This is a genomic window from Trinickia sp. (assembly GCF_051953405.1).
GTDB lineage: Bacteria > Pseudomonadota > Gammaproteobacteria > Burkholderiales > Burkholderiaceae > Trinickia.
This window is the reverse complement of the sequence record NZ_JBQCIV010000121.1, coordinates 24,419-51,365: the sequence shown is the minus strand read 5'-3', so window position 1 is coordinate 51,365 and position 26,947 is coordinate 24,419. Positions and strand designations below refer to the sequence as shown.

Annotated in this window: 26 protein-coding genes; 5 read left to right on the top strand and 21 right to left on the bottom strand. The window is 64.2% G+C overall.

The genetic code is table 11. The features are described 5' to 3' along the window. Positions 1–79 precede the first annotated feature (79 nt). The 7 genes from ACTHN9_RS20980 to ACTHN9_RS20950 all read right to left on the bottom strand — a co-directional run bounded on the left by ACTHN9_RS20980 (position 80) and on the right by ACTHN9_RS20950 (position 10,382). The gene (locus ACTHN9_RS20980) at positions 80–2,002 is read right to left on the bottom strand and encodes a PrkA family serine protein kinase (RefSeq protein WP_440538696.1); all 1,923 of its coding nucleotides are present in this window, start codon (positions 2,000–2,002) and stop codon (positions 80–82) included. An 807-nt stretch (positions 2,003–2,809) separates the two neighbouring features. Continuing rightward, entirely contained in the window at positions 2,810–4,753 is a 1,944-nt protein-coding gene (locus ACTHN9_RS20975) for a methyl-accepting chemotaxis protein (protein WP_440538695.1), read from the bottom strand. A gap of 176 nt (positions 4,754–4,929) precedes the next feature. Next, positions 4,930–5,958, bottom strand: a complete 1,029-nt coding sequence (locus tag ACTHN9_RS20970; RefSeq protein ID WP_440538694.1) for a LacI family DNA-binding transcriptional regulator — start codon at positions 5,956–5,958, stop codon at positions 4,930–4,932. Positions 5,959–6,092: 134 nt separating this feature from the next. Next, a complete protein-coding gene (locus ACTHN9_RS20965; RefSeq protein WP_440538693.1) occupies positions 6,093–7,103 on the bottom strand; it encodes an ABC transporter permease in 1,011 nt (336 codons plus the stop codon). Further along, positions 7,100–8,686, bottom strand: coding sequence for a sugar ABC transporter ATP-binding protein (locus tag ACTHN9_RS20960; protein ID WP_440538692.1), 1,587 nt, complete (start codon positions 8,684–8,686; stop codon positions 7,100–7,102). Before ACTHN9_RS20960 ends, ACTHN9_RS20965 begins: the two co-directional genes overlap by 4 nt. Positions 8,687–8,873: 187 nt before the next feature. Next, complete coding sequence (locus ACTHN9_RS20955; protein WP_440538691.1) at positions 8,874–9,845, bottom strand: sugar ABC transporter substrate-binding protein; 972 nt, start codon at positions 9,843–9,845, stop codon at positions 8,874–8,876. Positions 9,846–10,100: 255 nt separating this feature from the next. Then, complete coding sequence (locus ACTHN9_RS20950; protein WP_440538690.1) at positions 10,101–10,382, bottom strand: hypothetical protein; 282 nt, start codon at positions 10,380–10,382, stop codon at positions 10,101–10,103. A gap of 359 nt (positions 10,383–10,741) precedes the next feature. Between ACTHN9_RS20950 and ACTHN9_RS20945 the strand changes: the two genes are divergently transcribed. Next, positions 10,742–11,185, top strand: a complete 444-nt coding sequence (locus ACTHN9_RS20945) for a hypothetical protein (protein ID WP_440538689.1) — start codon at positions 10,742–10,744, stop codon at positions 11,183–11,185. A gap of 125 nt (positions 11,186–11,310) precedes the next feature. Continuing rightward, on the top strand, positions 11,311–11,910 hold the full coding sequence (locus tag ACTHN9_RS20940) for a BPSL1445 family SYLF domain-containing lipoprotein (protein ID WP_440538688.1): 600 nt from the start codon (positions 11,311–11,313) through the stop codon (positions 11,908–11,910). Between the two features lie 91 nt (positions 11,911–12,001). Here ACTHN9_RS20940 and ACTHN9_RS20935 read toward each other — a convergent pair whose 3' ends face one another. The 9 genes from ACTHN9_RS20935 to mltG form a co-directional block, all read right to left on the bottom strand. Next, a complete protein-coding gene (locus ACTHN9_RS20935; protein ID WP_440538687.1) occupies positions 12,002–13,087 on the bottom strand; it encodes a glycosyltransferase family 4 protein in 1,086 nt (361 codons plus the stop codon). Between the two features lie 212 nt (positions 13,088–13,299). Further along, positions 13,300–14,676 carry an alpha,alpha-trehalose-phosphate synthase (UDP-forming) gene (gene otsA, locus ACTHN9_RS20930; protein WP_440538686.1) on the bottom strand — a complete coding sequence of 459 codons (1,377 nt, stop codon included), beginning with the start codon at positions 14,674–14,676 and terminating at the stop codon, positions 13,300–13,302. Between the two features lie 66 nt (positions 14,677–14,742). Then, complete coding sequence (locus tag ACTHN9_RS20925; RefSeq protein WP_440538754.1) at positions 14,743–15,120, bottom strand: Rap1a/Tai family immunity protein; 378 nt, start codon at positions 15,118–15,120, stop codon at positions 14,743–14,745. A gap of 76 nt (positions 15,121–15,196) precedes the next feature. Then, complete coding sequence (locus ACTHN9_RS20920; RefSeq protein ID WP_440538753.1) at positions 15,197–15,934, bottom strand: ankyrin repeat domain-containing protein; 738 nt, start codon at positions 15,932–15,934, stop codon at positions 15,197–15,199. A gap of 47 nt (positions 15,935–15,981) precedes the next feature. Then, positions 15,982–16,773: a TatD family hydrolase gene (locus ACTHN9_RS20915; protein WP_440538685.1), complete on the bottom strand. Its 792-nt coding sequence runs from the start codon at positions 16,771–16,773 to the stop codon at positions 15,982–15,984. Positions 16,774–16,833: 60 nt separating this feature from the next. Beyond that, positions 16,834–17,361 carry an N-acetyltransferase family protein gene (locus tag ACTHN9_RS20910; protein WP_440538684.1) on the bottom strand — a complete coding sequence of 176 codons (528 nt, stop codon included), beginning with the start codon at positions 17,359–17,361 and terminating at the stop codon, positions 16,834–16,836. A gap of 76 nt (positions 17,362–17,437) precedes the next feature. Further along, positions 17,438–18,469 (bottom strand): DNA polymerase III subunit delta', encoded by a 1,032-nt coding sequence (locus tag ACTHN9_RS20905; protein WP_440538683.1) that lies wholly within the window; start codon positions 18,467–18,469, stop codon positions 17,438–17,440. A gap of 53 nt (positions 18,470–18,522) precedes the next feature. Further along, entirely contained in the window at positions 18,523–19,143 is a 621-nt protein-coding gene (gene tmk / locus ACTHN9_RS20900; protein WP_440538682.1) for a dTMP kinase, read from the bottom strand. Further along, entirely contained in the window at positions 19,144–20,160 is a 1,017-nt protein-coding gene (gene mltG / locus ACTHN9_RS20895) for an endolytic transglycosylase MltG (RefSeq protein ID WP_440538681.1), read from the bottom strand. It abuts the gene before it with no gap. A gap of 78 nt (positions 20,161–20,238) precedes the next feature. Between mltG and ygfZ the strand changes: the two genes are divergently transcribed. From ygfZ to ACTHN9_RS20880, 3 genes are all read left to right on the top strand, one after another. Then, positions 20,239–21,273 carry a CAF17-like 4Fe-4S cluster assembly/insertion protein YgfZ gene (ygfZ, locus tag ACTHN9_RS20890; RefSeq protein ID WP_440538680.1) on the top strand — a complete coding sequence of 345 codons (1,035 nt, stop codon included), beginning with the start codon at positions 20,239–20,241 and terminating at the stop codon, positions 21,271–21,273. Between the two features lie 136 nt (positions 21,274–21,409). Then, the gene (locus ACTHN9_RS20885) at positions 21,410–22,249 is read left to right on the top strand and encodes an NRDE family protein (RefSeq protein WP_440538679.1); all 840 of its coding nucleotides are present in this window, start codon (positions 21,410–21,412) and stop codon (positions 22,247–22,249) included. Positions 22,250–22,471: 222 nt separating this feature from the next. Further along, positions 22,472–23,287 carry a hypothetical protein gene (locus ACTHN9_RS20880; protein ID WP_440538678.1) on the top strand — a complete coding sequence of 272 codons (816 nt, stop codon included), beginning with the start codon at positions 22,472–22,474 and terminating at the stop codon, positions 23,285–23,287. A gap of 132 nt (positions 23,288–23,419) precedes the next feature. Here the strand turns inward: ACTHN9_RS20880 and ACTHN9_RS20875 are convergent, their stop codons facing one another. From ACTHN9_RS20875 to ACTHN9_RS20855, 5 genes are all read right to left on the bottom strand, one after another. After that, positions 23,420–23,851: a GNAT family N-acetyltransferase gene (locus tag ACTHN9_RS20875; RefSeq protein WP_440538677.1), complete on the bottom strand. Its 432-nt coding sequence runs from the start codon at positions 23,849–23,851 to the stop codon at positions 23,420–23,422. A 106-nt stretch (positions 23,852–23,957) separates the two neighbouring features. After that, the gene (locus ACTHN9_RS20870) at positions 23,958–24,818 is read right to left on the bottom strand and encodes an SDR family oxidoreductase (RefSeq protein WP_440538676.1); all 861 of its coding nucleotides are present in this window, start codon (positions 24,816–24,818) and stop codon (positions 23,958–23,960) included. A gap of 117 nt (positions 24,819–24,935) precedes the next feature. Further along, the gene (locus ACTHN9_RS20865; RefSeq protein WP_440538675.1) at positions 24,936–25,934 is read right to left on the bottom strand and encodes an NADP-dependent oxidoreductase; all 999 of its coding nucleotides are present in this window, start codon (positions 25,932–25,934) and stop codon (positions 24,936–24,938) included. Between the two features lie 68 nt (positions 25,935–26,002). Next, the gene (locus ACTHN9_RS20860) at positions 26,003–26,494 is read right to left on the bottom strand and encodes a PaaI family thioesterase (RefSeq protein WP_440538752.1); all 492 of its coding nucleotides are present in this window, start codon (positions 26,492–26,494) and stop codon (positions 26,003–26,005) included. Between the two features lie 52 nt (positions 26,495–26,546). Continuing rightward, entirely contained in the window at positions 26,547–26,849 is a 303-nt protein-coding gene (locus ACTHN9_RS20855) for a Dabb family protein (protein ID WP_440538674.1), read from the bottom strand. Positions 26,850–26,947: the final 98 nt, after the last annotated feature.

Sequence of the window (26,947 nt, the reverse complement as noted above, 5' to 3'; positions counted from 1 at the left end):
CGCGAGCGCGTCGCGTCTATCCCTACGACTACCACTACTACGGCTACCTATTTCATCGCTGCGATTGCGACGACGACAATCACGACGACTTGCGCACACGCAGATACCAGTCGCACAGCAAGCGCACCTGCTTCGGCGTGTAGCCTTTGGCCACCATGCGATTGACGAAATCTTCGTGCTTACGCTGCTCTTCGGCCGAACCCTTGGCATTGAACGAGACGACGGGCAACAGTTCCTCCGTGTTCGAGAACATCTTCTTTTCGATGACGACGCGCAGCTTCTCGTAGCTGATCCATGCCGGGTTCTTCCCCCCGTTGGCGGCACGGGCACGCAACACGAAGTTCACGATCTCGTTGCGGAAATCCTTCGGGTTGCTGATACCCGCCGGCTTCTCGATCTTCTCCAACTCAGCGTTCAGCGCGGCGCGGTCGAAGCTCTCGCCCGTGTCGTGATCGCGGAACTCCTGGTCCTGGATCCAGAAATCGGCATACGTGACGTACCGATCGAAAATGTTTTGCCCATACTCCGAATACGATTCGAGGTAAGCGGTTTGTATCTCCTTGCCGATGAATTCGGCATAGCGAGAAGCCAATAGATCTTTCACGAACGAGAGATATTTCTGCTCGGTTTCGGGCGGGAACTGCTCGCGTTCGATCTGCTGCTCGAGCACATACATGAGGTGCACGGGGTTCGCAGCCACTTCGCTCGAATCGAAGTTGAACACGCGCGACAAAATCTTGAAGGCGAAGCGCGTCGAAACGCCGGTCATGCCTTCGTCGACCCCCGCGTAGTCGCGATACTCCTGATACGACTTCGCTTTCGGATCGGTGTCTTTCAGGTTCTCGCCGTCGTACACCTGCATCTTCGAGAAAAGGTTCGAATTCTCGGGCTCTTGCAACCGCGTGAGCGCGGAGAACTGCGCCATCATCTTCAACGTGCCGGGCGCGCACACGGCCTGCGCGAGCGACGAGTTGCGAATGAGTTTCTCGTAGATCTTGATCTCTTCCGACACCCGCAGGCAATAAGGCACCTTCACCACGAAGATCCGGTCGAGCAATGCTTCGTTGTTGCGGTTATTGCGGAAGGCTTTCCATTCCGATTCGTTCGAGTGCGCGAGGATGATGCCGTCGAACGGAATCGCCCCGAACCCTTCGGTGCCTTTGAAGTTGCCTTCCTGCGTTGCCGTGAGCAGCGGGTGCAGCACCTTGATCGGCGCCTTGAACATTTCGACGAACTCGAGCAAGCCTTGATTCGCGAGGCACAGGCCGCCGGAATAGCTGTAGGCGTCCGCGTCGTCCTGCGCATACTGCTCGAGCTTGCGGATGTCGACCTTACCGACGAGCGAAGAGATGTCTTGATTGTTCTCGTCGCCCGGCTCGGTTTTGGCGATCCCGATTTGCCGCAGAATGGACGGGTAGCGGCGCACCACGCGGAACTTACGGATGTCGCCGTTGTACTCGTGCAGACGCTTGACCGCCCATGGGCTCAGGATACTCTTCAGGTAGCGGCGCGGAATGCCGTACTGCTCCTCGAGGATCGGACCGTCTTCGTCGTAATCGAAGAGCCCGAGCGGCGATTCGTTGACCGGCGAGCCCTTGAGCGAGTAGAACGGCACGCGCTCCATCAACTGCTTGAGCCGTTCCGCGATCGACGACTTACCGCCGCCGACAGGGCCCAGTAAATAGAGAATTTGCTTTTTCTCTTCGAGCCCTTGCGCGGCATGGCGGAAGTACGCGACCACCTGCTCGATCACGTCCTCCATGCCGTAGAACTCTCGGAACGCGGGGTAAACCTTGATGACCTTGTTCGCGAAGATTCGCGACAAGCGGGGGTCGTGGCGCGTGTCGACTTGCTCAGGCTCCCCGATAGCCGTCAACATGCGCTCGCTGGCCGACGCGTACGCGGCGGGATCGTTTTTGCAGAGCGCGAGATACTCTTCGAGCGAGAATTCCTCCTCTCGGGTTTTCTCGAAGCGGTTCGCGAAGCTGCTGTAAATATCCATGCTACCTCCTCGCCTATGTCTGCGGACGATGTCGTCTACTTGGTGGCTATACCGAAACGACCTCGCTCGAAATCATCCTAAACCCTTTTAAATTATTTTTCACGACCTACGTGGTCTGAAGCGCTACACGTGTGCCCTAACTTGGATAAGCGAGCACACTCGCCTACAATCTTGTGCCGGCTTTCGTCTTTGCTGCTGCATCGACACCGCGCCGAAACGCTCCCGCCTGCTTGCTCGCCTCCATCGCGTTGCTGCTCGTTGCTGCTGCCGTCACCCTCGACCGTAGACCAATCGCGCGCGCAGCGCGTGCATCGCCGATGCGGCCGAGTTCGCAAACGCAACCACCCGCGAAGACGTCTCACATACCGGCATGGGCTTTCGTGCTTGTGCGCAACGCCGCCGTTGCATGGATGTCTTGGCGGTCGCATCGATCGCACGGCGTAGGGCCGGTCCCTCGCCCTCCTCGCACACGCAATGCCTGCTCGACGATTGCGTCTGCTCGTGGCGCCGCGCTTGGTTCGCGTCCTAACCCGTATACGCATCGGAGCGCGTTTTCGACGACAGCCGTGCGCATCGGTTACAAGTTTTTTTCGCCGCCCCGTGACGCATGGAGAATCGGAGAACCGGAGAACGGCGGACGCGGCCGCCCGGATCGACCAGTCGAACGGGAGCGATTATTAAGGGGCGGATCGAGGCCGTGGGCTGGACCGGCCGCATCGAAAGCGAGGCAGCCGGCCCCGCCGCGTCCCGAGCGGGACGTGCGAGGAAAAGCGCGAGGAAAAGCGAGCGCGTGCTAAGCCGCGCTCCTCAGAAGGTTTCCCAGTCGTCTTCCGAATGCGCGGCGGACGACGCATTCGTTGCCGCAAGCTTGCGTGCGGAGGCAGGAGCCGAAACCGGTGCGGTGGCGGGCGTCGTGCGCTGAGCGGGCGATGCGGGTTTTACTCCAGCTACGGCGCGCGTTCGCGGCGCTTCGGCCGCCATCGGTTTGGACGGGCTTGTCGCTGCGGCCGCCAAGGCCGGCTCGGCACGCGGCGCACGCGACGCACTCGGCGCACGCGGCGGTGCCGGTCGCTTGAGAGGCGATGCGGCAGGTTTGCGCACCGTTGATGCGACTATCGCCTTCGTACCGGCGGGACCGGTGGGGGCGGTCGCCGGCCTATGCGTCGATGGCCCCGGCAACACTGCCATGCGGCCCGCGCTGCCGTCGTCGGCAAGCTGGAACACGCCGACGGCCGTGCGCAGCCGCTCCGCCTGCTCCTGCAGCGATTGCGCCGCCGCCGAGGCTTCTTCCACGAGCGCGGCGTTTTGCTGCGTCACTTCGTCCATCTGCGTGACGGTCCGGGCCACATCGCCGATCCCGCTGCTTTGTTCTTCCGATGCCGCGGCAATTTCGCCCATGATATCGGTCACGCGCTGCACGGCGGCGATGATCTCTTGCATCGTGCGTCCCGCCTCGCCGACCAGCGCCGAACCCGAGCGCACCCGCTCGACCGAGGTGTCGATCAGCGCTTTGATTTCCTTCGCCGCGCCCGACGAGCGCTGCGCGAGCGCCCGCACTTCGCCGGCCACGACGGCAAAGCCGCGCCCTTGCTCGCCCGCGCGTGCCGCTTCGACGGCCGCGTTCAGCGCGAGGATGTTCGTCTGGAAAGCGATGCCTTCGATAATCGTGATGATGTCCGCGATCTTGGCCGAGCTGTCGTTGATCTCGCCCATCGTCCCGACGACCTGGCCGACAACTTCGTTGCCCTTGTTGGCGATCTCCGATGCGTTCGCGGCCAGCGCGCTCGCCTGGCGGGCATTGTCGGCGTTTTGCCGCACGGTGCCCGTCAGTTGATCCATGCTGGAAGTCGTTTGTTGCAGAGAAGCGGCCTGCTCTTCGGTGCGCGCCGACAAGTCTAGGTTGCCGGCGGCGATTTGCTTCGTGGCCGACGCGATCGACTCGCTGCCGCCGCGAACCGTGCGGACCGTGTCGATCAAGCTGCGTTGCATTTTTGCCAAGCCGTCGAGCATGAGGCCCATTTCGTCGCGTGTGCGCGCGACGATCGGGCGTCGCAGGTCGCCCGATGCGATGGCCTCGAAATGGCCCAAGGTTTCTGCCAGCGGACCGGCGATCGCGGCCCGCAGCTTCAGATAGGCCAAGCACGCCGCCGCAAGGGCGAGCGCGAGCAGCACGATCGTGACCGTGCGGAACGTCTCGTAACTCGATTGCGATTCTTCGAATTGCGCGCTGGATTGAGCGAACTGCAATTGGCTCAACGTGTCGTCGCTCTTCGACAAAGCGACGAATGCCGTCTGCAGTTCGTCGGCAGTGCTAAGGATCTTGTCGTGATCGTTCGCGTTGATCGCATCCATATAGGCCGATATGACCGATCGCAGCGCCTCGCGTTTCGCCACGACGTCTTGCGCGAGCTTGTCCTCGTCGGCATCGCGCGGCAATGCCATGTATTTCTTCCACCACTCGTCCGAGGTCGAGCGAAGCACGGCCGCGCGATCGAAGTTCTTTTTCGTATCGTCGGCCTGCCCCGCATGCATGGCCGCGCGATCCAAGGCAAGGCGCTCGCGTGCCGCATAGCTCTCCGCCATACCGATCGCTACCGCACTCGGCATCTGGTTCCGATAGATGTCGCTTGTCGCCCTGCTCGCTTTGCCCATGCCGGACAATCCGAGCACGCCGACCGCCAGCAGCAGTGCGGATAAGAACGCCATCGCCAAGGCGATGCGCGTCTTGATCGTCATCCCGTTTTTCAACATTCGAAGTCCTTCCGTTCGGATTCCAGGTTCGAGCGCAACCGTCACGGCACATTGCCGCGAAAGCTCCACTCCATCCCCGGTTTACGGCCGGCCGACGAAGGGACTTGAGGAGGATTGATTGATGTGATAAATGAAGGCGCCGCGCACCTTAAGTTCACCCTAAGTTATTAGCCGCCTCATGCGCATAGCGCGGCGTCCATCGGGCCCGCAAATACCGCGGTCGATTCGCGCAGCACGAGCCGCGGCGTGATGACCCGGCGGCGCGTCGGCCCGCTCACCACGCCGCTGATGCGCTCGATCAACATCTGCGCGGCGGCCTCGCCGAGCGCGCGCACCGATTGTCCTACCGTCGACAGCGCGGGATACGTATAGCTGCTCAGTTCGATGTCGTCGAATCCGATGATCGAGCAGTGCTGCGGCACGCGGATACCGCGTTCGGCGGCCACGCGCAGCGCGCCGATGCCCATCATGTCGTTGCAGGCAAAAATAGCAGTCGGCCGCACGGTGTCGAACAGGCGTCCAGCCGCTTCTTGCCCGCCTTCGCCCGAAAAATCGCTCTCGACGATGGCGCTCGGTTCGATGTCGATTCCACGCTCGGTCATCGCGCGGATAAACCCGTGCACGCGCATCGCGCTGACGGCCGTTGCGACCGGCCCCGTAATGCAGCCGATGCGCACGTGGCCGAGTTCGAGCAAATGCCGGGTGGCCAAATAGGCGCCCCGCTCGTGATCGATTTGCACGAGGTCCGCCGCCAGCCCTTCGATGTTGCGATCGACCACCACGAGCGGCTCGCGCGTGTCGGTCAAGCTGCTCGCGAGCACGGCGTCGTCGCCGGCCGAGGCGATAATGAGGCCGTCGATCCGCTTTTCCTGCAAGATCCGCAGGTAGTTGCGCTGTTTCGCCGGATCGTCGTCCGAATTGCAAAAGAACATGCAAAAGCCTTGGCGCGCACACCCGTCTTCGATCCCGCGCGCCAGCTCCGCGAAATACGGATTCGTGCTGTTGGGCACGACGAGCCCGATGGTCGCCGTCGAGCGCGCCTTCAGCGAACGCGCCACCGCGGACGGCACGTAATTGAGTTGGGCGATCGCTCGCTCGACTTTCGCACGCACGTCCGCCGACACCGGGCGGGTGTTGTTCACCACGTGCGACACGGTGGTGAACGACACGCCGGCCATGGCCGCCACATCCTTGATCGTCGCCATTACCGATTCTCTCTCGCTTGTTTTTCTCGTGCCGGCCCGACGGGCTCGGCATATTCCCCGTACATTTCGCTCTGAGCGCCGTTCCGCCGCGACTCCCCGCGCGGCGGGCCGGACGTCTTACGTCCGCTCTTCACTCAACCTCGCTTGCGCCGGCTTCGATACGTATCGAGCACGACGGCCACTACGATGACCGCACCCGTGATGATCCGCTTCGTCGGCTCGTTCGCGCCGATTTGCGCGAGTCCGGCTGCCAGCACCGAGATGATGAGCACGCCGAAAAACGTGCTGATCACGGATCCCCGCCCGCCCATGAGGCTCGTGCCGCCGATCACGACGGCGGCGATGACCTGCAGCTCCAGCCCGACGCCGGCGTTCGGATCTGCGGCTTCGAGCCGCGACACCTGGAAAAGTGCCGCCAGTCCGGAAAGCGCACCCATCAGCGCGAACACGGCGACCTTGTACGGCCGCGGATCGACGCCCGCGAGCCTGACGGCTTCCTCGTTGGTGCCGATGCCGACCAAGTGCCGGCCGAAGACCGTGCGCGTCAGCACGAGTTGCGCGACGATCATGACGACGACGGCGATCGCGAAGGCCGGGGAGATGCCGACCGCAATCGGATTCGACAGAAAATCGAACGCGTCGCCGATGTAGGCGGTGCGGGAATTCGTCAACTGATAGGCGAGCCCGCGAGCCGCCTCGAGCACGCCCAGCGAGACGATGAACGACGGAATGCGCCAACCGACCGTCACGCCACCCGTCACCGTCCCGGTCAGCGCGGCCGCCGCCATCCCGACCAGCGCCGACGGCACGGGGCCCCAGCCCCATTTGAGCGCGGCCACGCTGACGACCGACGCCGCCAACGCCAGAACCGAGCCGACCGACAGGTCGATCCCGGCGATGATGAGGACGAAGGTCATGCCGACCGACATGACGACCAGATCGGGAATTTGGTTGGCGATCGTGCTGAACGTCTCGTACGTCAAAAAATGGGTACTGAGCGCCGAAAATAGCCCAATCATCGCGGCGAGCGCGCCCGCGAGGCCCAGGTAGTTCGACAAGCCGAGCCGGGTACCGACAGGACGGACGCTCGGCGCGTCGTCGAGAACGGGGGATCCCCCATCGGGGCGCGCGGTCGGATCGTTCATGACAGGCTCCGTGCGTCTGGCGAGCCGGGCGCGGGCCCGCGCCGGCCGCTGCCGTTCATATGGCCCGCGAATGCCGCGGCGAGCAGCGCGTCTTGCGTCCACGCGTCGCGCGCGAAGATACCGGTCAGCCGACCCGCCGACATGACGCCGATCCGATCGCAAATCAGCATCAATTCGCGCAGATCGCTCGAAACGACGACAATCGCACGCCCTTCGCGCGCGAGCGCCCCGAGCAGCATATAGATGTCGAATTTCGCCCCGACGTCGATACCGCGGGTGGGTTCGTCGAACAACAGCACGTCGGCTCGGCGCGCGAGCCAGCGCCCGATGACGACCTTTTGCTGGTTGCCGCCCGAGAGTTCGCCCACCGGTTGCTCGGGGCTATGAGCCCGGACCCGCAACGCATCCATTTGCCGGCGAGCGAGCGCGCGCTCCCGGCGCGCCTCGACGACGCCCCACCGCGCCACGCTGCCCATGTTGCCGAGCGAGACGTTCGCGCTGATCGAATGCGGCAGCAAGAGGCCCTCGCCTTTACGGTCTTCGGTGATGAGGGCAATGCCGTGCCGTACGGCGTCGGCCGGCGAGGCGATCGCGGCCTGCGCAAGCGGGCGGCCAACGGACACCGTGCCGCGCTGCGCGCGGTCGGCACCGTAGATGAGCCGCATGAGTTCGGTCCGCCCGGCCCCAATCAAACCGCTCAAGCCGAAGATCTCGCCCTCCCTCACTTCGAACGACACATCGCGCACGGCGCTGCCGCGTACGAGGCCCTCGACCTTCAGCAGCGGCGCCCCGATTCTGCGTTCGCCCAGATCGATGCGCTCGCCGAGTTCGCGGCCGACCATCAGCGTCACCAGGCGCTCGCTCGTGACGTTTTGCATCCGGTTCACTTCGACGAGGCGTCCGTCGCGCAACACGGCGACGCGCTGCGCCACGCGCGCCAGCTCCTCGAGCCGATGCGAAATGTAGACGATGGCAACACCGCTCGCTTTGAGCCGGTCGATTTGTTCGAACAGCAGGTCGACTTCGCGCGCCGTCAGCATGGCCGTCGGCTCGTCGAAGATCAAAACGCGCGTGTCGTCGATGAGATTGCGCGCGATTTCGACCATTTGTTGATGGCCGATGCCGAGCGCACCGACGGGCGTATCGGGATCGATCGCGTCCAGCCCCACGCGCGCCATGGCGCGCCGAGCGTCCTCGCGCAAACGCGCGCGGTCGATCCAACCGGCGACCCGAAGGCCGCGGCGCGGCAGCCGATCGAAAAACAGGTTCTCCGCGACGGTGAGCGTCGGCAACAGGTTCAGCTCTTGCATGACCATGCGCACGCCGAGCGCCTCGGCGTCGCGCCGGCTCTTCGGTGCGTAGTCGGCTCCCGCTAGCCGCATGCTGCCTGCGCTCGGTGCGACAAGCCCGCCGATGATCTTCGACAGCGTGCTCTTGCCGGCGCCGTTTTCGCCGGTCAACGCGAGGACCTCGCCCGCGTGCAAGGCGAGCGTGACGTCGGCGAGCACGGGCTCGGCGTAGACCTTGCCGATCCCGGTCACGCTCAGCACGGTGGTCGATTCGTCGTGGTCGGTCAAATCCATCGGGTTTCCGTTGTCGGGGCGGCCGGATCCACAGCCGTCGCGCGCCGGCACACCGCCATGACGCATCTATCGGAGGATAACGGCAGCGTCGCGCGCTTTCTTGAGCGCGCCGGTTCGGCCCGTGGACGAAACGCGTGCACGGCCCATGGGTCCCGGGCCGCGCACCACCCTTGCGTGGGCTCGAAAATTACTTCGAAGCCTTCGTGACGAGGTCGACCGGCGTTTCGACCACTTGCGACAGGTCCGATTGCTTTTTGTGCTCTTCGATCGCTTTGAGCGCCGTGTCGATCCCGAACACGGCTTGCTTCGCGGCATACTGATTGGCCGTGGCGAGTACGCGGCCGTCCTTGAGCATCGGCTTGATCGCATTGATATCGTCGTAACCGACCACGTACACCTTGCCTTGCTTGCCCGCTGCGCGCACGGCCGACACGGCGCCGATCGCCATGTTGTCGTTGCCGCACAGCAGCGCCTTGAGGTTAGGGTATTGATTGAGCATGGCCGATGCGATCGCGTTGCCCTTGTCGATCTCCCATTCGCCGGATTGGACGGAGTCGATCTTCGCGTGCACCTTGGCCATCGCGTCCTTGAAGCCGGCCGTGCGCTCCTGTGCGTTCGTGGTCGTGGACACCCCTTCGACGATGCCCACTTCGTCGCCCGCTTTCAGCTTCTTGGCCAGGTAATCGCCCACCTTCTCGGCGCCCTTGCGGTTGTCGGGCCCCACGAACGGCACGTTCAAGCTCTTGGATTTGAGGACGTCGGGGTCGAGCCGATTGTCGATATTGACGACGATGATCCCGGCATCGACCGCCTTCTTGACGACCGGTACGAGCGCCTTCGAATCGGCCGGCGCCAGCACGATCGCGTCGACGTGGCTGTCGATCATCTGCTCGACGATGTTGATTTGCGCCGCCGTATCGGTCTCGTTTTTGATGCCGTTCGTGATGAGGTCGAACTTCGCGGTGTTGTGCGATTGATAATCCTTCGCGCCGTTTTCCATCGTCAGAAAGAACTCGTTCGCGAGCGACTTCATGACGAGGGCCACCCTTGGCTTTTTCGCGCTCTGCGCGAATGCTTCGGTCGCGGTGAACGGGGCAAGGGCCGTGCAAGCCAGCGCGGCGACGGCAACGAGCAGACGGCGACGGGTGCGATGCAGCATACGGTTCTCCTTTCTTATTCGGCTCGGGGCGAGCCCTGATTTTTCGGCCTGAACGCTTGCGAATTGCCGCAGTGCGTCATCATGCGACGACCGACTGCGGGCCCCGGCGTGGGCTGGGGATTGCCTATGCTGGACCGTTCTGCGCGAACGCGCAAGGATGCCGCACTCGCCGCGCGATAGACGCGGCGAGTGCGGGGCGACAGATCGGGGGACGATGGGAGCACGAGCGAAGCTCCTGAGCCCCGGCGCGAAGCCTCAAAGATGATCGACCGTCGTGCCCTCCACCTTGCCGTCGATGATGTCGCGCGCGTATTGGACGCCGATTCGATGCGCTTCGAGTTGGTCGTCGAGCGGTGCGTGCTCCGGCACGCCGAACATCTCGGCCTTCCCCCGATCGCCGCTCGAGCGCCGCGAAATGGTCACGACGATATCGAAACGGCGAGGCGCGTCGATCGACTCGTCGGGCTCCTTTGCGCGCCTCAGTGCCTGCACCCCGATCGCAAACCCCTTGTATTGCTCGGAAAACGGTACGGCCATAGCTGACGCTCCGTCGGAAAGGGCCGTGCTCCCCGAACGCCACCCGCGGCTTCGGGTTTATACGGCGTGAAATGACCGTCTGCGGTCGTTTTCCTCGATGCAAAAGCCGTTCCCTTTCGCCATTGCGCCTCCGGCGCGGCCTCGCCCTGAGGGAGAAGTCCGAAATGCCGCGAAGATTGAAGAAATTACCGGTTTGCAGTCGATCGTGTGACGAAATCCCGGCATACGCCATGACAAGGGAGCGACGATTCGTCGCATTTCTTCTATGATGGCTGCCAAGACGGTCCGCGAAAGCACACGAATTCAAGCCATCGGACCGCCGTCTCGTCGTAGATGCGCAATGCATTGCGGAGGCATAAATGGCATGGAGACACAACCGCTGGGTAAGACGCTGGCTCGTCGTCATCGTCTTCTGGGCCGTCCCAGTGGCAATCGTCGCGGTACGCGAAATCCAAGACGAAATGTCGTATAACGTCGTGGACCGCGACCGCGCGCTGACGACCTGGCAGCTATCGGACGCCCAGCGCGCCGCGGGCGATGCCGCGCGCTGCCGGGGCAAACCCGACGAAGCGCGCGCGGCCGGTTGTCCCGTCGACGTCCTGAAGGCGAACGCGCCGCGCCAGCAAGACGCGCTTGCCGAATATGCGCTGCGCCGCCGTACGCTGTTTCTTTACCTGTGGCATGCCTTCGTGGGCTACTGGGTGGTGCCCGCCGCCTTTATCTTCGCCGTGGGCCTCGTCGTGGCCGGCATCCGCCGCGCGCTGCGGCGTCCCCCTGTCGTCAAGCGCACCGTGCAGCATTGATCGGCAAAATCGGGCCCGGCCCCTGGCATGGCTCATGCTCGACTCTCCTTGCGTTGTGTGAAATCACGCTTCGTCCGAACCCGCCGTCGAGCGGTTTGACCGACGGAACATAACGGAGAGAGTCCATGCAGAAACGATACTTGATGCGCAAGGCGACAGCGGCTGTCGTGGTCGGCGCATTCGCGCTCGCCGGCTGCACCGCGACCACGAACAACGGCAACCCGGTAGGCGCAGCGCCGGGCAGCAACATGTCGAAACGCCAGGAAATCAACTCGAGCGTCGACGCGACTCTCTCGCGCTTGTACGCCCAGGTGCCCGGTTCGCGCGAGCTAGTGCAGAAGGCGCATGGCGTACTCGTGTTCCCGAAGGTGCTGCAAGCGGGCTTCGTGGTGGGCGGCCAGTACGGCGAAGGCTCATTGCGCGTAGGCGGCCAGACAGTCGGCTACTACAACACCGTGTCAGGGTCGTTCGGGCTGCAAGCCGGGGCGCAATCGAAGGCGGTGGTGTTCCTGTTCATGACGGACGACGCGTTGAACTCGTTCCGCTCGCGCGACGGGTGGTCGGTGGGCGGCGACGCCTCGGTCGCCGTGCTGAAGATGGGCGCGAACGGCGCCATCGATACGACGACGGCCACCAAACCTGTCGAAGTCATCGTGATGACGAACGCCGGGATCATGGGCGATCTCTCGCTCGAAGGCACGAAGATCACCCGGCTCAATATCTAGCCCGATTGAGGGCTTACTCGGCCGCCCTGCCTCGCGCGCGGCGGCCGGCATGGCGACGCGACGCCCGTAACGAGCGCCGCGTCGCGTCGTTTTAGGCGCCCGTCGCGCCGGATCCCGACACCGAATCGATCACCTTGAAGCGCGAGCGCTTTTGCGCGCGGATGACGGCTTGGTAGGCGGCGATATACTGGCGCGCCATGTGGTGCGAGGTGAACCGCTCCTCGAACCGTTGCCGCACGCGTGTGCGCGACAGCGTGTGCAAGCGATTGACCGCGGCCACGGCACTGATTTCGTCTTCGACGATGAAGCCCGAAATCCCTTCGTCGACCACCTCCGGCACCGAGCCGCGATTGACCGCAATCACGGGCGTGCCGCACGCCATCGCCTCGATCATGACGAGCCCGAACGGCTCGGGCCAATCGACCGGGAACAGCAATGCATGGGCGCCCGACAGAAAATCGGCTTTCTTTTCGTCGGGAATCTCGCCGATGAACTCGACGTGAGGCAAATCGAACAGCGGCTTGATCTCGCGATCGAAATATTCGCGATCGGCCGCGTCGATCTTGGCGGCGACGCGAATGGGCAGCCCGCAATGAGCGGCGATCCGAATAGCCGTATCGACGCGCTTTTCGGGCGAAATACGGCCGAGGAACGCGAGGTATTTCTGCTCGACCGGCTGCGGCGTGTACAGCGTTTCCGGCAACCCGTGATACACGGTGCTGAGCCATTTCGCCTGCGGCATCGGGTGGCGTTGGGCGTTCGAGATCGAAATGACGGGCGCGGTATCGAACGTGTCGAACACGGGCTGCTGCTCGGGCAGATCGAGGCGCCCGTGCAGCGTCGTGACGAACGGCGTGTCCTGTCGCTTGAACAGCGAGAACGAGTAGTAGTCCATGTGGAAATGCAGCACATCGAACTCTTCGGCACGGCGGCGCACGAGTTCCATCAGCAGCATGTGCGGTGCGATCCGGTCGCGAATAGCGGGATCGAGCCGTAGCGCGCGCGGCCACACCGCTTCGAGTTTGGCGCTCGTTTTCGAGTCGCCGCTCGCGAAGAGCGTTACGTCGTGCCCCAAATCGACAAGGGCTTCGGTGATGTACGAGACGACACGCTCGGTGCCGCCGTACAGTTTGGGGGGCACCGATTCGGTCAGCGGCGCGATTTGCGCGATTTTCATTCGATCGACTCCATGCAAGTGGACCTAAGGCCCAGCAGCCCTTCATCCCCGGTCCGGGCGGTTACTCGGGGGCGCTGCGCGCGTCGCGGTGCGTTTGAACGCGCGAACAGGCGGCGCCATGGCTTCCATTATTCGGTACGACTGCCTACCAGCGCTGCGCCGCTTGCATTTGCTGAGCGCTGTTACAGACGCGAAACAGCGCGAGCGAGCGGTTACGCCGCGCTTAAATCGTTCAGGAACGTGTCGCGCCACACGCCGAGATCGTTGCGCCTGAGGACGGCCATGTTCACTTCGTGGCGTTGCTTGCGTTCCGCCAACGGCATCGAGAGCGCACGTTCGAGCGCTTCCGACATGCCGACGATGTCGTGCGGATTGACGATCAACGCTGCACACAGTTCGGCCGCCGCACCCGCGAACTCGGATAGCACCAGCACGCCCGGATCCTCGGGGTTTTGCGCCGCAATGTACTCCTTGGCGACCAGGTTCATCCCGTCGCGAAGCGGCGTGACGAACCCGACCTGCGACTCGCGGCACATCGACATCAGTTGCGAGCGCGCGTACCGTTGATTCAGGTAGCGAATCGGCGTGTAGTCGAGCCCGGAGTAGCGGCCGTTGATACGCCCCGCCTCGTATTCGAGCTTTTGCCGGATCTGCCGATAGCTCTCGACGTCGCTTCGCGTCGGCGGGGCCACCTGGACGAACGTGACGTTTTCCCGCCACTGCGGTGCGTGCTCGAGCAACTGCTCGAAGGCGCGGAATCGCTCGATGAGCCCCTTCGAATAATCGAGGCGGTCCACGCTCATGATGAGCTTGCGTCCTTCGAGGCTATGCTTCAGTTCCAGCACCTGTTGCCGGCTCTCGTTGCGGGCGGCTTCGGCCGCGATCTCGTCGGGAAACACGCCGATGCGGTAGACCCCCGTGCGCAAGCTGCGCCCATAGGCCTGGACCTCGCCTTCGGCGGTCACGTGGCCACCGGCATGCCGTTCGATGTAATCGACAAACGCGCCGCGATCCGTGTCCGTCTGAAACCCGAGCAAGTCGTAACAGCACAGCGATTTGATCAGTTCCTGGTGCGGCGGCACATTCAGCAGCACCTGCGGCGAAGGGAACGGCGTGTGCAGGAAAAAACCCATCCGATTGGCGACGCCCTCGCGCCGCAATGCCTCGGCGAACGGGATGAGGTGGTAATCGTGCACCCACACCACGTCGTCGGGCTCGATCAGCTTCACGAGCTTGTGCGCGAGCCACGCATTGACGCGGCGGTATCCCGCATACTCCTCGCGCTCGTACGCGGCCAGATCGTTACGGTAGTGGAACACCGGCCACAGCGTCGCATTCGAGAAGCCGCGGTAGTACTGATCGTAGTCGCGCCGGGTCAAGCCGACGGTAGCAAAGGTCACCGCTCCTTCCTGCTCGAGCGTCGGCCCCGCGTTGGCGACCGCCTCGCTGACGACATCGCCGCTCCAACCGAACCAAACACCCCCCATGTCCTTGAGCGCGCTGTAAATGCCGACGGCAAGTCCGCCCGCCGAGTTCTTGGTCTCGGTGGGGGTGGCGACGCGATTCGATACGGCGATGAGTCGACCCATGGGCGTGTGTTCGGTTCCTAAGTGGGCGAATGGATGGCTGAATGGTTCGATCGGTCTATTGCCCGGTCATTCTCCCTTGCACGGGAAAGCCTTCTCGAGCCCGAGCGACACCGCCGTGCTGGCGTTGTACTCCGCGGCGTCGGGATTCTCGGCGACATAGCGGCGCACCGCATCGACCAGGCGCTGGTTATCGACCCGGTCGGGCAAACAGAAATATTGGCCCACCCGCGGGCCGGTGGTGCCGCCGATGGCGTCGATCGTATTGAATACGCCGTCGGCGGCCCCCTTGATATAGGCCACGCAGGCAGAGCGCGAGATGGCGTCGGTTTGGGTGCACAGACGGTGCAATTCGCCGGCCGTAAACTTCCCTCCCCCGAGCGACACCGCCGCCATCGCGGCGACCGGCATGGCCAACGTGCCGACGCATATCAAAGCCCGCAACATAATCTTCCTTTTCTCCGAGCGGTGAACGGGTATTGTCTGCAATGCCCCCGCCATTGCGAGCCGGGGCCAAAAACGCTCATTTTGCACCGTTTTGAGCGGGAGCAGACGCCCCGGTCGCGCTCGATGCGGCTGCCGCCTCGCGCGCGTACATGTCCTGCATGGCCTCGGCGACGTCCTTGGCGTGGTAACGCTTCGCAAAATCGAGCGCCGTCAAGCCAAGCTGGTTCTTCACGCGCGAATCGGCGCCCGCGTCGAGCAGCAGCTTGACCGTCGACAGATGATTGCCGCGTGCGGCCATCATGAGCGGCGTGGTGCCGTTGGGCGAACCGGCATCGACGTAGGCGGAGTTGTCCAGCAGCAGCTTGACGATATCGTCATGACCGTTCGCACAGGCGTAGTGCAGCGGCGCCCAGCCCTTCTTGTTGACTTCGGCGCCCTTGTCGATCAACGCCTTGACGATATCGATGTCGCCATTGAGGGCCGCGAGCATCATCGCATTTTCGCCGGCGGTGTCGAGCTTCTCGATATCCGTCTTCGAATCGGCGATCAATGCCGTGGCGACCTTATCCGATTTCTCTCTGGCCGCCAACACGAGCAACGGCATGCCTTGCGGGTCGGTCGCGTTCGGGTCCGCGCCCTGCGCAAGGGCTTTTTGCACCGCCTTCACGTCGTCGAACTTGACCGCCTTCACGAGGGAGTCGAGATCCGAGGCGTGCGCCGACACGGCGATCGAAGCCAAGGCACCGGCGCAAACGAGCGACAAGCGGCGTGCAAAGCGCCGGGTAACGGCCGGGAGCGACGGATCGGTATGCATAGTCAAGTGGTCTTCCTTTGGTTGTCGTATGGGGATTGCCGTTCGTATCAGGCGCCCTGGGGCGCCGGGATGCCGAACAAACGAAAGAAATTGCGCGTGGTCGCGGCCCCGAGGTCGGCATCCGACATCCCGCGCGCCTGAGCAATGTAGCGTCCGACATAACTTACGTACGCAGGTTCATTGGGTTTGCCGCGGTACGGCACCGGCGCGAGGTAGGGCGAATCGGTTTCGATCAACAGCCGCTCGAGCGGTACGCGGCGCGCGACGTCCTGGACGTCGGTCGCGCTCTTGAATGTGACGATGCCTGAAAGGGAAATGTAAAAATTGAGCGCCAACGCGCGCTCCGCCACGGGCCAGGGTTCCGTGAAGCAGTGCATGACGCCGCCCGGCACCTGCGCCTGCTCCTCGGCCATGATGCGCAGCGTATCGTCGCTCGATGCCCGCGTGTGGACGATGAGCGGCTTCATCACGGCCTTTGCGGCCCGGATATGCGTGCGAAAACGCTCGCGCTGCCACTCCATGTCGTCGATCGATCGCCCTTCGAGACGGTAGTAGTCGAGTCCCGTTTCACCGATGGCCACGACCTTCGGGTGGGCCGCCAGCTCGATCAACTCGGCGACGCTCGGCTCGCGCGCGTCCTCGTGATCGGGATGGACGCCCACCGACGCATAGACGTTTTCGTAGGCGGACGCCACCTCGAGCACGCTCGGCAGGCTTTCGAAATCGACGCTGACGCACAGCGCGTGGGTGACGTCGTGCGAACGCATGTTCTCGAGCACCTGCGGCAGCCGCTCGATCAGGCCTTCGAAATTGATGTGGCAATGGGAATCGACGAACATCGTATATCTACACCTTCGTTCAGTATGGGCTGGGCTCGGCTCGGCTCGCTTGGTCTAGGCTCAGGCTTCGCTGACGCGCCGCCCGAGAATGACGAGGTCGCGCTCGATACCGTCGAGCACGGCCACGCGCGGCAGCCGCCCCCAATCGTGAAAACCGCACCGGCGGAACAAGGCGAGGCTCGGCGCGTTGTGCCCGAAAATAAACCCCAACAGCGTATCGATGCCGAGCGCGGGCGCCGCTTCGAGGGCCTGCGCGACGAGCCGAGTGCCGAGGCCGCGCCCACGCGCGCTTTCGTCGAGATAGATACTGAGTTCCGCCGTGCGCGCATAAGCTGGGCGCCCGTAGAAATCCGAGAAGCTCAGCCATGCGGCGATGCGCTTGCCGCCGGCGGCTTGCGCCGGCCCGTCGCGCTCGACCACCCAGAGCGGCCGAGTGCTAGGCCCATGCGCGTGAAACCACGGCAGACGGCTTTCCACCGAGACGGGCGCGAGATCGGCTGTCACCTCCCGCGAAGCGATCGTGGCGTTGTAGATGGCGACGATCTCGGGCAGATCGTCGAGTGTGGCATCGCGGTAACTCACATGCATTTCGAGTGCTCTCGTTCTCGTATAGGTGCGGCGCAGGCGAACGTTCCGTGGGACAGATAGCGAGGACGCATCGCCCTCAGACGAACAAATCTCGGTAGCCGAGAAACAGCGCTTCGAACACGAGCCGTGCGTTGAGCGGATGGTTCTCGACCGCGCGCTCGCGCGTCACCGTCTTCATGAAGCGCGCGAATGCGTTGGCGTCGATGCGCGCGGCGCATCGAGCCAGTTCGCGCTGCGCCCCCGGGAAGTACCGCGGCCGCTGCGCCGCGCGTTCGGCCACGAGGTCGTAGAGCCAACGCTGGAGCCAGCCGAGCACCACGGGCACCGGTAGCTTCTGCAACGCTTCGGCGCACGCGAAGGCGTCGCATTGCGGGCCCGCGGCTAATTGTTTTAGCGTGAAGTCTCGCAGCGGACGATGCTCGTCGGCCGCCAGCGCCAACGCCCCGAGCGGCGCTCCGCCCGCCTCGGCCAGCAGCGCGGCGGCGTCGGCTACGCCTTGCTCCGCAAGCCAGTCGCGCGCCTGATCGGTCGAGGGCGTCGACATCGGCCATTGCCGGCAGCGGCTGATAATGGTGGGCAGCAAGCGATCGACGCGCGCCGAGACCAGCAGGAAGATCACGCCGGCCGGCGGTTCTTCGAGCGTCTTGAGCAGCGCATTGGCCGATGCCGCGTTGAGCGCATCGGCCGGATAGACGAGCACGACGCGCGCCCCGCCGCGATGGGCGCCGATGCCGCAAAAATCGAGCAAAGCGCGCACCTGCTCGATCTTGATTTCCTTGCTCGGCGCGCGCGTTTTCTTGCCTTCGTCGCCCTCGGCTTTCTCGTCGGTGCCGGCTGCCGAGGCACCGATCGCTTCGCCGGCAAGCGCTTCCGGCAGCAGGGCTCGGTAGTCGGGATGGTTGCCTTGGACGAACCAATTGCACGCGACGCACTGCCCGCACGGCTCCCCGTTAGCCGCCGGGGCCTCGCACAGCATGCCCTGCGCCAAATGTTGCGCGAACTTCAGCTTGCCGATACCCGCCTGGCCGTACAGCAACAAGGCGTGCGGCCACTGCGCGCGCAAGCGCTGTAGGCGGTTCCAATCGTCGTGCTGCCACGGGTAGATCATCGTCGAGCCTTCGTGCAAGGAAATGCGTTCTCTGCGTTCTTCGTGTCGTTCGATCAAAGGGTGTCGAGCACGTCGCCGAGCGTCTTTCGGATGTGCTCGATGCTTTGCGACGCATCGACGATCGCGAAGCGATAAGGCGCCTCTTGCGCCCGGCGCAGGTACTCGGCCCGCGTGCGCGCGAAGAACGCGTCGGTCTCGCTTTCGAACTTGTCGGGCGCGCGTGCGGCGCCGCGGCGTTCGCTCGCCGTTTCGGGCGGCAAATCGAACAGGACGGTCAGGTCCGGCTGAAAGCCGCCTTGGACCCAACGCTCGAGCGTCTCGAGTTTGTCGCGCGGCAAACCGCGGCCGCCGCCCTGGTAGGCGAAGGTGGCGTCGGTGAAGCGATCGGACAGAACCCAATCGCCGCGCGCGAGCGCCGGCTCGATGACTTGCGCGAGATGCTCACGACGGGCCGCGAACATCAGCAGCGCTTCCGTTTCGAGATCCATCCGTTCGTGCAGCAGCAACTCGCGCAACGCTTCGCCAAGCGGCGTGCCGCCGGGCTCGCGCGTCGAGACGACGGAGCGGCCGGCGGCCGCGACTTTCTCTTCGAGACATTCGCGAAACCAGGACAAATGCGTCGTCTTGCCCGCTCCGTCGATGCCTTCGAACGTGATGAACTTGCCACGCGCCATTTATTCCTGTCCTCGGATGTATTTGTCGACGGCTCGGTTGTGGTCGCCGAGCGTATCGGAAAAGATGCTGCTGCCGTCGCCGCGCGACACGAAGTACAACGCGGTCGTCGGCGCCGGGTTCAGCGCCGCTTGCAGCGACGCCGCGCCGGGCAGCGCGATCGGGCTAGGCGGCAAACCCCGGCGGGTATAGGTGTTGTACGGCGTATCTTGCTGCAGATCGCGCTTGCGCAGGTGCCCGTCGTAACTTTCGCCAAGGCCGTAGATGACGGCCGGATCGGTCTGCAGCGGCATGCCGATGCGCAGACGATTCGCGAACACGGCCGCGACGCGCGGGCGATCGCTCGCCTTGCCGGTCTCCTTTTCGATCAGCGAGGCGACCGTCAGGGCTTCGTACGGCGAGCGATACGGCAAGCCCGGGGCTCGGGCCGCCCAGGCCGCGCCGAGTCGCTTCTGCATCTGCCGATAGGCGCGCCGATAAACATCGACATCGCTCGCGCCCTTGTCGAACAAGTAGGTGTCGGGGAAGAACAAGCCTTCCGCGCTGGCCGCCGGCGAATCGCTCGCACCGATCGCCGCGAGCAGTTCGGCGTCGTTCATGCCGGCCGTATCGTGCCGCAGGGCCGGGTTCGCGTCGAGTTCCGCCCGCATCCGCTTGAACGTCCAGCCTTCGATGATCGTGACGACCGATTCGTTGACGTCGCCCAAGGCGAGCTTTTGCAGCACCTCGTAGGGCGTGACCCCGGTTTTGAACTCGTAGTTGCCCGACTTCAGCCGGCTTTGCAGGCCGAGCAGACGCGTCATCAGCACGAATAGATCGGGCTCGACCGGCACGCCGCCGCGATCGAGCTGCGCCGTGACGCCGCGCACGGTGCTGCGCGGCTGGATCGTCACATCGACAGTGGCGGCGGGCAGTGCGAGCGGCCGCGTAGCCCAGTAATAGCCGCCCGCGGCGGCAGCGAGGGCAAGCAAGACGGCGACGACTAACCCGAAGGCAAGGCATTTCTTCAGCAGGGACATGCGGAACAAGGCTCGGAAGGACCCCATATAATACTTGTTCGCCTAAGCCGAAGTCAGGATTGACTAGTCACGAATTCCATGAACGAACAGAAAGCCCCCGTCTCCCCCGTCCCGGCGCCGTCCCTTACCGCGACGCCCCCTGCCGCCGCCGAGTTCGACGCGGTCTTCTCGCGCGGCGCTTTCATGGTGCTCGACCAGTTCGGCGTGATCGACGCGGCCGGAGACGACGCCGCTAGCTTTCTGCACGGTCAACTCACGAACGACGTTCAGCACTTGGACGCGGCCAGCGCGCGGCTGGCGGGTTACTGCTCGCCCAAGGGGCGGCTGCTCGCGTCGATGCTGATCTGGCGCGCGGCCGATACGATCCGTCTGCTCGTATCGAAGGAACTGACACCGTCCGTGCAAAAGCGGCTGTCGATGTTCGTCTTGCGCGCGAAGGCGAAGCTTGTCGACGCCACCGATTCGGTGGCCGTCGTCGGCTTTGCCGGCGACGTGCGAGCGCCGCTTGCGAAACTGTTCGACGCCTTGCCCGACGGCGTGCATGTGCACGTGGCCGGGCCTGCCGGCTCGCTGATTCGCGTACCGGACTCGGTGGCACAGCCGCGTTATCTGTGGGTTGGACCGAAAGCGCTCGTGCTGGAAGGCTTGGCCAGCCTCGAAGGGCAGTTGGCGCGCGTATCGCCCGCAGTATGGGATTGGCTCGACATTCACGCGGGGGAGCCGCGTATTACGCAAGGCGTGCTCGAGCAGTTCGTCCCGCAGATGGTCAACTTCGACGTGATCGGCGGCATCAACTTCCGCAAGGGTTGCTACCCGGGGCAAGAAGTCGTGGCGCGCAGTCAGTATCGCGGCACGATCAAACGGCGCACGGCGCTGGCGCACGTTGCCGCCGATGCGGTGCGCCCCGGCATCGAGCTGTTCCATTCGGAAGATCCGAGCCAGCCGTGCGGCATGGTCGTGAACGTTGCCGCCGCGGCGAAGGGCGGCATCGACTCGTTGGTCGAAATCAAACTGGCTTCCCTAGAGAACGGGACGGTCCACCTGGGCGCGGCCGATGGGCCCTTGCTCGAATTTCTGCCGCTGCCTTATGCGTTGCCGAGCGAGGCGAGCTAGGGCCGCAATCGCCGCGCCATACGATGTGTAACCGCCACGCCAGCGAGTGCGAAACGAACGGCGAATGGGGTGCCGATCGCCATGGCGGCGTGGCGATCGGTGCCTGAACTCTTCGACGTCTTCTCCCGCCCTGCCCATGTGCCTCATCGTTTTCGACTGGCGACCCGATGCCGCAACAGGCGCGCTGCTGACGCTTGCGGCCAACCGCGACGAATATTTTGCGCGTGCGAGCACGCCGCTCGATTGGTGGGCCGACGCCCCCCACGTGTTGGCCGGACGCGATCTCGTGGGTGGAGGCACCTGGCTCGGCATCTCGCGCGACGGGCGCTTTGCCGCGCTCACGAACTATCGCGATCCTCGGGCGTTTCGCGCCGACGCTCCCACACGGGGCACGCTCGTGGCCGATTTCCTGGCAGGTCCGTCGATCGCACCGCTCGCGTATTTGCAGCGGGCTGCCGAACGCGGTAGCGCGTACAACGGCTTCAATCTGGTCGTTGGCGATCTCGCTCGCCGCGAACTCGGCTGGTACTGCAACCGGGCGGACGCCCCACCTTCCCTGCTACCCGCGGGTGTCCACGGGATATCGAACGCCGTGCTCGACACGCCGTGGCCTAAACTCGCGCGAAAGCGCGCGGAAATCGGCGCGTTGGTGCAGCGCGAGCGCGCCCCCGCCCTCGATGCGCTGATCGAACTGATGCGTGATCCGCGCATCGCGCCGGACGACGAACTGCCTTCGACCGGTATCGGGCTCGAACGCGAGCGGGCGTTGTCGGCCGCATTCATCGAAACGCCCGAATACGGCACGCGCGGCACGACGGCCCTTCGCGTCGAGACGACCGGTTCGATGCTGAGCGTCGACATTGCCGAACGCAGCGACGACGACGGTTCTCACCGCATCGTCCGCCCGGGCGGCTACGAGCGCCGGTTCATGTTCGATATCGCGTCGATGCCACCGCCTAGCCGCATTCCGGCGTGAAATACGAGGGATTGCCGCCATGCGCGGCCCCGCGTCGATCCTTCATTCGCTCACCATGTGAGACCGCGCTCACCGTTGTGTCGCCACGTCTCGACACGCCTCGTTCCACCAACCTCGCGCGAGGGATAATCGTTTCCACCGAATGGGGTGGCAAGGTCGAATCGAGGTCGAATCGATCCCGCTCGGCGCAAATGGGTGCATGGCGAACAGGAGGACGGCGAGATGGCAATACCCGCGGATCTCGATGACGGCGCATTGTTCGAGGGCAAGCCGTGGCGCGACCTGGCTTGCCAGATGTACGGTGGAAACTATCGGCCGCGATTTGCGGAGCAAACGCCCTCGGTCAACAGGGCACTCAGTCCGATCTCGATCGGCAATCTCAGCGGTGCGAGAGCGTCGGTCATCCGGCTGCTACGAACGAACTCCGATACGCTGACAGCGAAATCGCGCTTCAACGTCAATATCGTTGGCATGCATAAGCTGGTTCTATACGACGATCCCTGCTTGCAGCTTCGCATTTACGTCGTCCCGCCAGGCAAGCGGCACGTCATTCATACGGATTGGCAGACGCCCTTTTTCTACCACCACCATACTTACGACTACCTATCGGTTCCGCTCGAAGGCATCGTAATCAATCAGCGGATGGTGTTGAGCGACGCAGGCGGCACGACATGGGCCTATCGCATCAAGGATAAGTCGCGCCGGTCGAAAGACGAGCCGCCGATCGTTCGCTCTCACCGCGTGGCATTGGCGCCGTTACCGATCGAGGTGCTCAACGCCGGAGAGGGCTATGTGCAGGAGGCACCGGAAATACACCGCGCGAGTTTCATTCCGGACCCGAGAACGGGATGGAGCGTGGTCCTTCTTTACGAGTTTCGCGATCGGATCGACATGCCCTATGTGTTTTGCGACCACCTGAGGGAGGACATTGTCGATCGCGTGCACCTTTCCAAGACCCCGCAAGCGGACGAACTCGCGGCGCTCGTCGCGAAGACGATCGACGTGCTCGCTTTGCCGACGGCACTGCCCGGCGCCTAAAAGCGCCTGACTGTTCGATTGGCACAGCGGCACGCGCGCTAACGGCCGGATTTTCCCCTGCCGCGGGGGGCAAACGAGAGCGTTGGCCGCGCGTGAAGTGCGCTCGACCCTCTGCGCGGTACCCGCTGATGGCTACCCGGCATGCAGCCGGCGTTCCATCTCCACGTGCTCGACGCCGGCCTCGTAAAACGGCTCCCCCACGAGAGAAAATGCGTGCCGAAGATAAAACGGGACGGCATCGCGTTGCGCATAAAGCCGGACGAAGCGATCGCCTCGCCGCGACGCATGGGCAATCAGCGCATGCAATACCAACGATCCGACACCCATGCGGCGCGCATCGGAGAGCACGGCGAGCCGGCCGATCGCGCCGTCGGGCAGCAAGCGCGCCGCCGCGACCGCATCGCCCCGGCGATACGCCACCACATGCACGGCATCGAGATCCGCGTCATCCGACACGAGCGGCGCGGCGATGCCAAGCTCTTGGATAAAAACGGCCTCGCGCACGCGTGCGGCATCCGTGCCAAGCCCATGCCAGTCGCCCGATTCGACGGTTACGTCCTGCATCGCCATCATCCCTCCCGTTTCACTCGATCCCGACCGGCCTCGACGTCGGACGCCGACACCTCGGAACCGGGGCCATGGGCGCAAGGCGCATCGCCCTCGTAGACGCTCACCCGGCACTGTCCGGCGGCACCGAAGGATCGCTCGGTGCGCGCATGTACTCGATATCCTCATGGCGTACTCGCACGCTCGCCATGATGGCCGGATGGGTGACGACGTAAAACCGATTCTCGCGGACGGCGTCGAACGTTGCTTCTGCAATGTCGGCCGCGCTGAGCTTGCCGGAACGCACGGCCTTGCGCAGCTCTCTTGCAGCCAGCAATTGCGATGCCGACGGCGGCGCCTCGTTGCGCCAGCGCGCAGGGCGCGCCCGCTCGCCCTCGGCGATCCCGGTGGGGACGAACGCCGGACACAGCAGCGAGCAACCGACCTGCCCGCTCACACGACGCAGATCGTGATAAAGCGTTTCGGTCAGCGCGACGACGGCGTGCTTGGACGCGTTGTACACGCCCATCGCAGGTGGCGATATGAGCCCCGCAACGGATGCGGTATTGACGATATGCGCGGGTTCGTCCTGCCGCAGCATGATGGGCGTGAAAACGCGCACGCCGTGAGCGACGCCCATCACGTTCACGCCGAACACCCACGACCAGTCGCTCGCGCTCATCTCCCAGACGAAGCCGCTCGCACCGACCCCGGCATTGTTGAACAGCAGATGCACCTTGCCGTATGCATCGAGCGTCCGCTGCGCGAGTGCCTCGAGCGCCCCGCCATCGGAAACGTCGGTCGGCACGGCGATCGCGTCCGCACCCGCCGCGGTGAGCGTCTCGACGACGTCGCCGAGCGCATCGCCGTCGATATCGGCGAGTACGAGCTTCATCCCCAGTCGAGCGCCTTTTTGCGCGAATGCGCGGCCGAATCCACTCGCGGCACCGGTAATGACGGCCACTTTGCCGTCGAATCGTTCCATGCGTCCTCCCCTAGCGAGATGATGGCGCTCGCCGCCAGCGTAGTGGGCGAACGAACGCGGTGCGCAATCAGCCAATGCGGCTGCAGCCAATGCGACTGCGGCCAATGCGCGGCCGAATCAGCCGATCTTGACGAGTTGTTTGCCGAAATTCTTGCCGTGCAGCAACCCGATGAGCGCATCGGGCGCGTGCTCTAGACCATCGACGATGCTCTCCCGGTAGCGCAATGTCCCGCCCGCGACCAACGTGGCGAGCGTGCCGAGCGCTTCGGGCCAATACTCGAGATGCTCGCTGACGATGAAACCTTGCACGAGCAAACGCATCGTCAAGAGGATCGACGGCTGCTTGAGCGGGAGCGGTTGTCCGTCATAACTCGCAATCATCCCGCACAGGGCAATGCGGCCAAACGGGTTCATCCGCGAGAGCGTCGCATCGAGTACTTCGCCGCCGACGTTCTCGAAATACCCGTCGACGCCGTCGGGCGTCGCCGCCTTCAAATCGCCGAACAAGTTGCCGGCCTTGTAATCGACGCAGGCGTCGAAGCCAAGTTCTTCCACCACGTAGCGGCACTTTTCCGTGCCGCCCGCGATACCCACGGCGCGGCAGCCCGCCAGCTTAGCCAACTGGCCGACTACGCTGCCTACGGCGCCGCTGGCCGCGCTGACCACGACGGTCTGGCCGGAGCGCGGCGCAATAATCTTGTTCAACCCGTACCACGCGGTGACCCCGGGCATACCCGCCGCGCCGAGGTAGGCTGTTAGCGGCACGTTCGTGTCGTCGAGCTTGCGCACGCCGGCGCCGTCGGACGTGCCGTAGTCTTGCCAGCCGAACATGCCCGTTACTTTGTCGCCGACAGCGAAGTTCGGATGCTTCGATTCGACGACCTCGCCCACCGTGGCGCCGATCATCACATCGCCGAGCGCGACCGGTTGGGCATACGACTTGGCGTCGTTCATCCGGCCACGCATGTACGGGTCGATCGACAGATAAAGGTTGCGGACGCGGATCCGTCCTTCGGCCAGGCCGGCAAGCGGTGCTTGCTCGAGCCGGAAATGATCGGCGGTGACGGCGCCTTGCGGGCGCGACGCCAGAACGATGCGGCGATTGATTGGGCTCATGGCGATTTTTCTCTCCGATTCGCGAATGGACGGGAAAACGGCGACGAAAACACGCGGTGCCCGAGCGCTCAGCCGTCGCTCGGACCGGGTTTGGCGCCGGGCGCTTGGCGTCTTCTTTGCTCGACGACTTCGCGCCCCACCGCCAGCCGTCGCATGTATTTGAACGTACCGAGCGCTTTGGCGACGAAGTGGCCGCTGTCGTCGCGTACCTCGCCTTCGCAGTACGCCATCGTGGTGGAGCGGTGCAACACCCGGCCGAAGGCACGCAACTCGCCGCGGCCCGGCTGCATGAAGTTCACCTTCATCTCGACCGTGACGACGCCTACGCCGTCAGCCGCCAAGCTGCGCGCCGCGGTAGCCAGCGCCACGTCGGCCAGCGTCATGGTCACGCCGCCATGGGCGACCTGCCAGGTGTTCAGTTGCGTGTCGACCAGCGTCAGCGCCACTTCGCTCTCGCCGTTCTCGGCCGAAATCAAGCGCACGCCGAGATGATCGACGAACGGGCTTTCGATCGTGCGTTCGTGTTCGGCCGCTCGCGACGTTTGCGCGGGGGGCGGCATCTGTCGCTCGGACGTCATAGGCTCATGCTCTTCGTTTGCAATGCGACGCGCGTCAAACGATGTAATCGACGCATTCGCGCGACTCGCGCACGGCAACGACGAACTGCTTCAGCGCTTCGTGCGTGGGATGCACTTGGTATGCATCGAGTGCGGCTTTATCGGCGAAGTCGGACACGAGCACGACGTCGTACGTCGATTCGAGCCCGGGCGCGGCAATGCCCACTTCCAGGTGCAAGATACCGGGCACGATATCGCGGCAGCCTTCGAGCTTCTCCTTCAGCTTCACTGCGTTTTCAGCGCGGGTGGCGCCTTCGGCACGCTCCTTCAACTTCCACATGACGATGTGACGAATCACTTGCGTAGCTCCTCGATGCATGGATGACCGCAACTTCGGCGGTAGCGTCGGATGATACTCTTTTCCTCGAAGCCGACCGACCGCCGAACGGCTAACGG

Bases quoted from the DNA above. Each gene is read 5' to 3' on its own strand.
- ACTHN9_RS20980 (WP_440538696.1), bottom strand. From the start codon at position 2,002: ATGGATATTTACAGCAGCTTCGCGAACCGCTTCGAGAAAACCCGAGAG.
- ACTHN9_RS20975 (WP_440538695.1), bottom strand. From the start codon at position 4,753: ATGTTGAAAAACGGGATGACGATCAAGACGCGCATCGCCTTGGCGATG.
- ACTHN9_RS20970 (WP_440538694.1), bottom strand. From the start codon at position 5,958: ATGGCGACGATCAAGGATGTGGCGGCCATGGCCGGCGTGTCGTTCACC.
- ACTHN9_RS20965 (WP_440538693.1), bottom strand. From the start codon at position 7,103: ATGAACGATCCGACCGCGCGCCCCGATGGGGGATCCCCCGTTCTCGAC.
- ACTHN9_RS20960 (WP_440538692.1), bottom strand. From the start codon at position 8,686: ATGGATTTGACCGACCACGACGAATCGACCACCGTGCTGAGCGTGACC.
- ACTHN9_RS20955 (WP_440538691.1), bottom strand. From the start codon at position 9,845: ATGCTGCATCGCACCCGTCGCCGTCTGCTCGTTGCCGTCGCCGCGCTG.
- ACTHN9_RS20950 (WP_440538690.1), bottom strand. From the start codon at position 10,382: ATGGCCGTACCGTTTTCCGAGCAATACAAGGGGTTTGCGATCGGGGTG.
- ACTHN9_RS20945 (WP_440538689.1), top strand. From the start codon at position 10,742: ATGGCATGGAGACACAACCGCTGGGTAAGACGCTGGCTCGTCGTCATC.
- ACTHN9_RS20940 (WP_440538688.1), top strand. From the start codon at position 11,311: ATGCAGAAACGATACTTGATGCGCAAGGCGACAGCGGCTGTCGTGGTC.
- ACTHN9_RS20935 (WP_440538687.1), bottom strand. From the start codon at position 13,087: ATGAAAATCGCGCAAATCGCGCCGCTGACCGAATCGGTGCCCCCCAAA.
- otsA (WP_440538686.1), bottom strand. From the start codon at position 14,676: ATGGGTCGACTCATCGCCGTATCGAATCGCGTCGCCACCCCCACCGAG.
- ACTHN9_RS20925 (WP_440538754.1), bottom strand. From the start codon at position 15,120: ATGTTGCGGGCTTTGATATGCGTCGGCACGTTGGCCATGCCGGTCGCC.
- ACTHN9_RS20920 (WP_440538753.1), bottom strand. From the start codon at position 15,934: ATGCATACCGATCCGTCGCTCCCGGCCGTTACCCGGCGCTTTGCACGC.
- ACTHN9_RS20915 (WP_440538685.1), bottom strand. From the start codon at position 16,773: ATGTTCGTCGATTCCCATTGCCACATCAATTTCGAAGGCCTGATCGAG.
- ACTHN9_RS20910 (WP_440538684.1), bottom strand. From the start codon at position 17,361: ATGCATGTGAGTTACCGCGATGCCACACTCGACGATCTGCCCGAGATC.
- ACTHN9_RS20905 (WP_440538683.1), bottom strand. From the start codon at position 18,469: ATGATCTACCCGTGGCAGCACGACGATTGGAACCGCCTACAGCGCTTG.
- tmk (WP_440538682.1), bottom strand. From the start codon at position 19,143: ATGGCGCGTGGCAAGTTCATCACGTTCGAAGGCATCGACGGAGCGGGC.
- mltG (WP_440538681.1), bottom strand. From the start codon at position 20,160: ATGTCCCTGCTGAAGAAATGCCTTGCCTTCGGGTTAGTCGTCGCCGTC.
- ygfZ (WP_440538680.1), top strand. From the start codon at position 20,239: ATGAACGAACAGAAAGCCCCCGTCTCCCCCGTCCCGGCGCCGTCCCTT.
- ACTHN9_RS20885 (WP_440538679.1), top strand. From the start codon at position 21,410: ATGTGCCTCATCGTTTTCGACTGGCGACCCGATGCCGCAACAGGCGCG.
- ACTHN9_RS20880 (WP_440538678.1), top strand. From the start codon at position 22,472: ATGGCAATACCCGCGGATCTCGATGACGGCGCATTGTTCGAGGGCAAG.
- ACTHN9_RS20875 (WP_440538677.1), bottom strand. From the start codon at position 23,851: ATGCAGGACGTAACCGTCGAATCGGGCGACTGGCATGGGCTTGGCACG.
- ACTHN9_RS20870 (WP_440538676.1), bottom strand. From the start codon at position 24,818: ATGGAACGATTCGACGGCAAAGTGGCCGTCATTACCGGTGCCGCGAGT.
- ACTHN9_RS20865 (WP_440538675.1), bottom strand. From the start codon at position 25,934: ATGAGCCCAATCAATCGCCGCATCGTTCTGGCGTCGCGCCCGCAAGGC.
- ACTHN9_RS20860 (WP_440538752.1), bottom strand. From the start codon at position 26,494: ATGCCGCCCCCCGCGCAAACGTCGCGAGCGGCCGAACACGAACGCACG.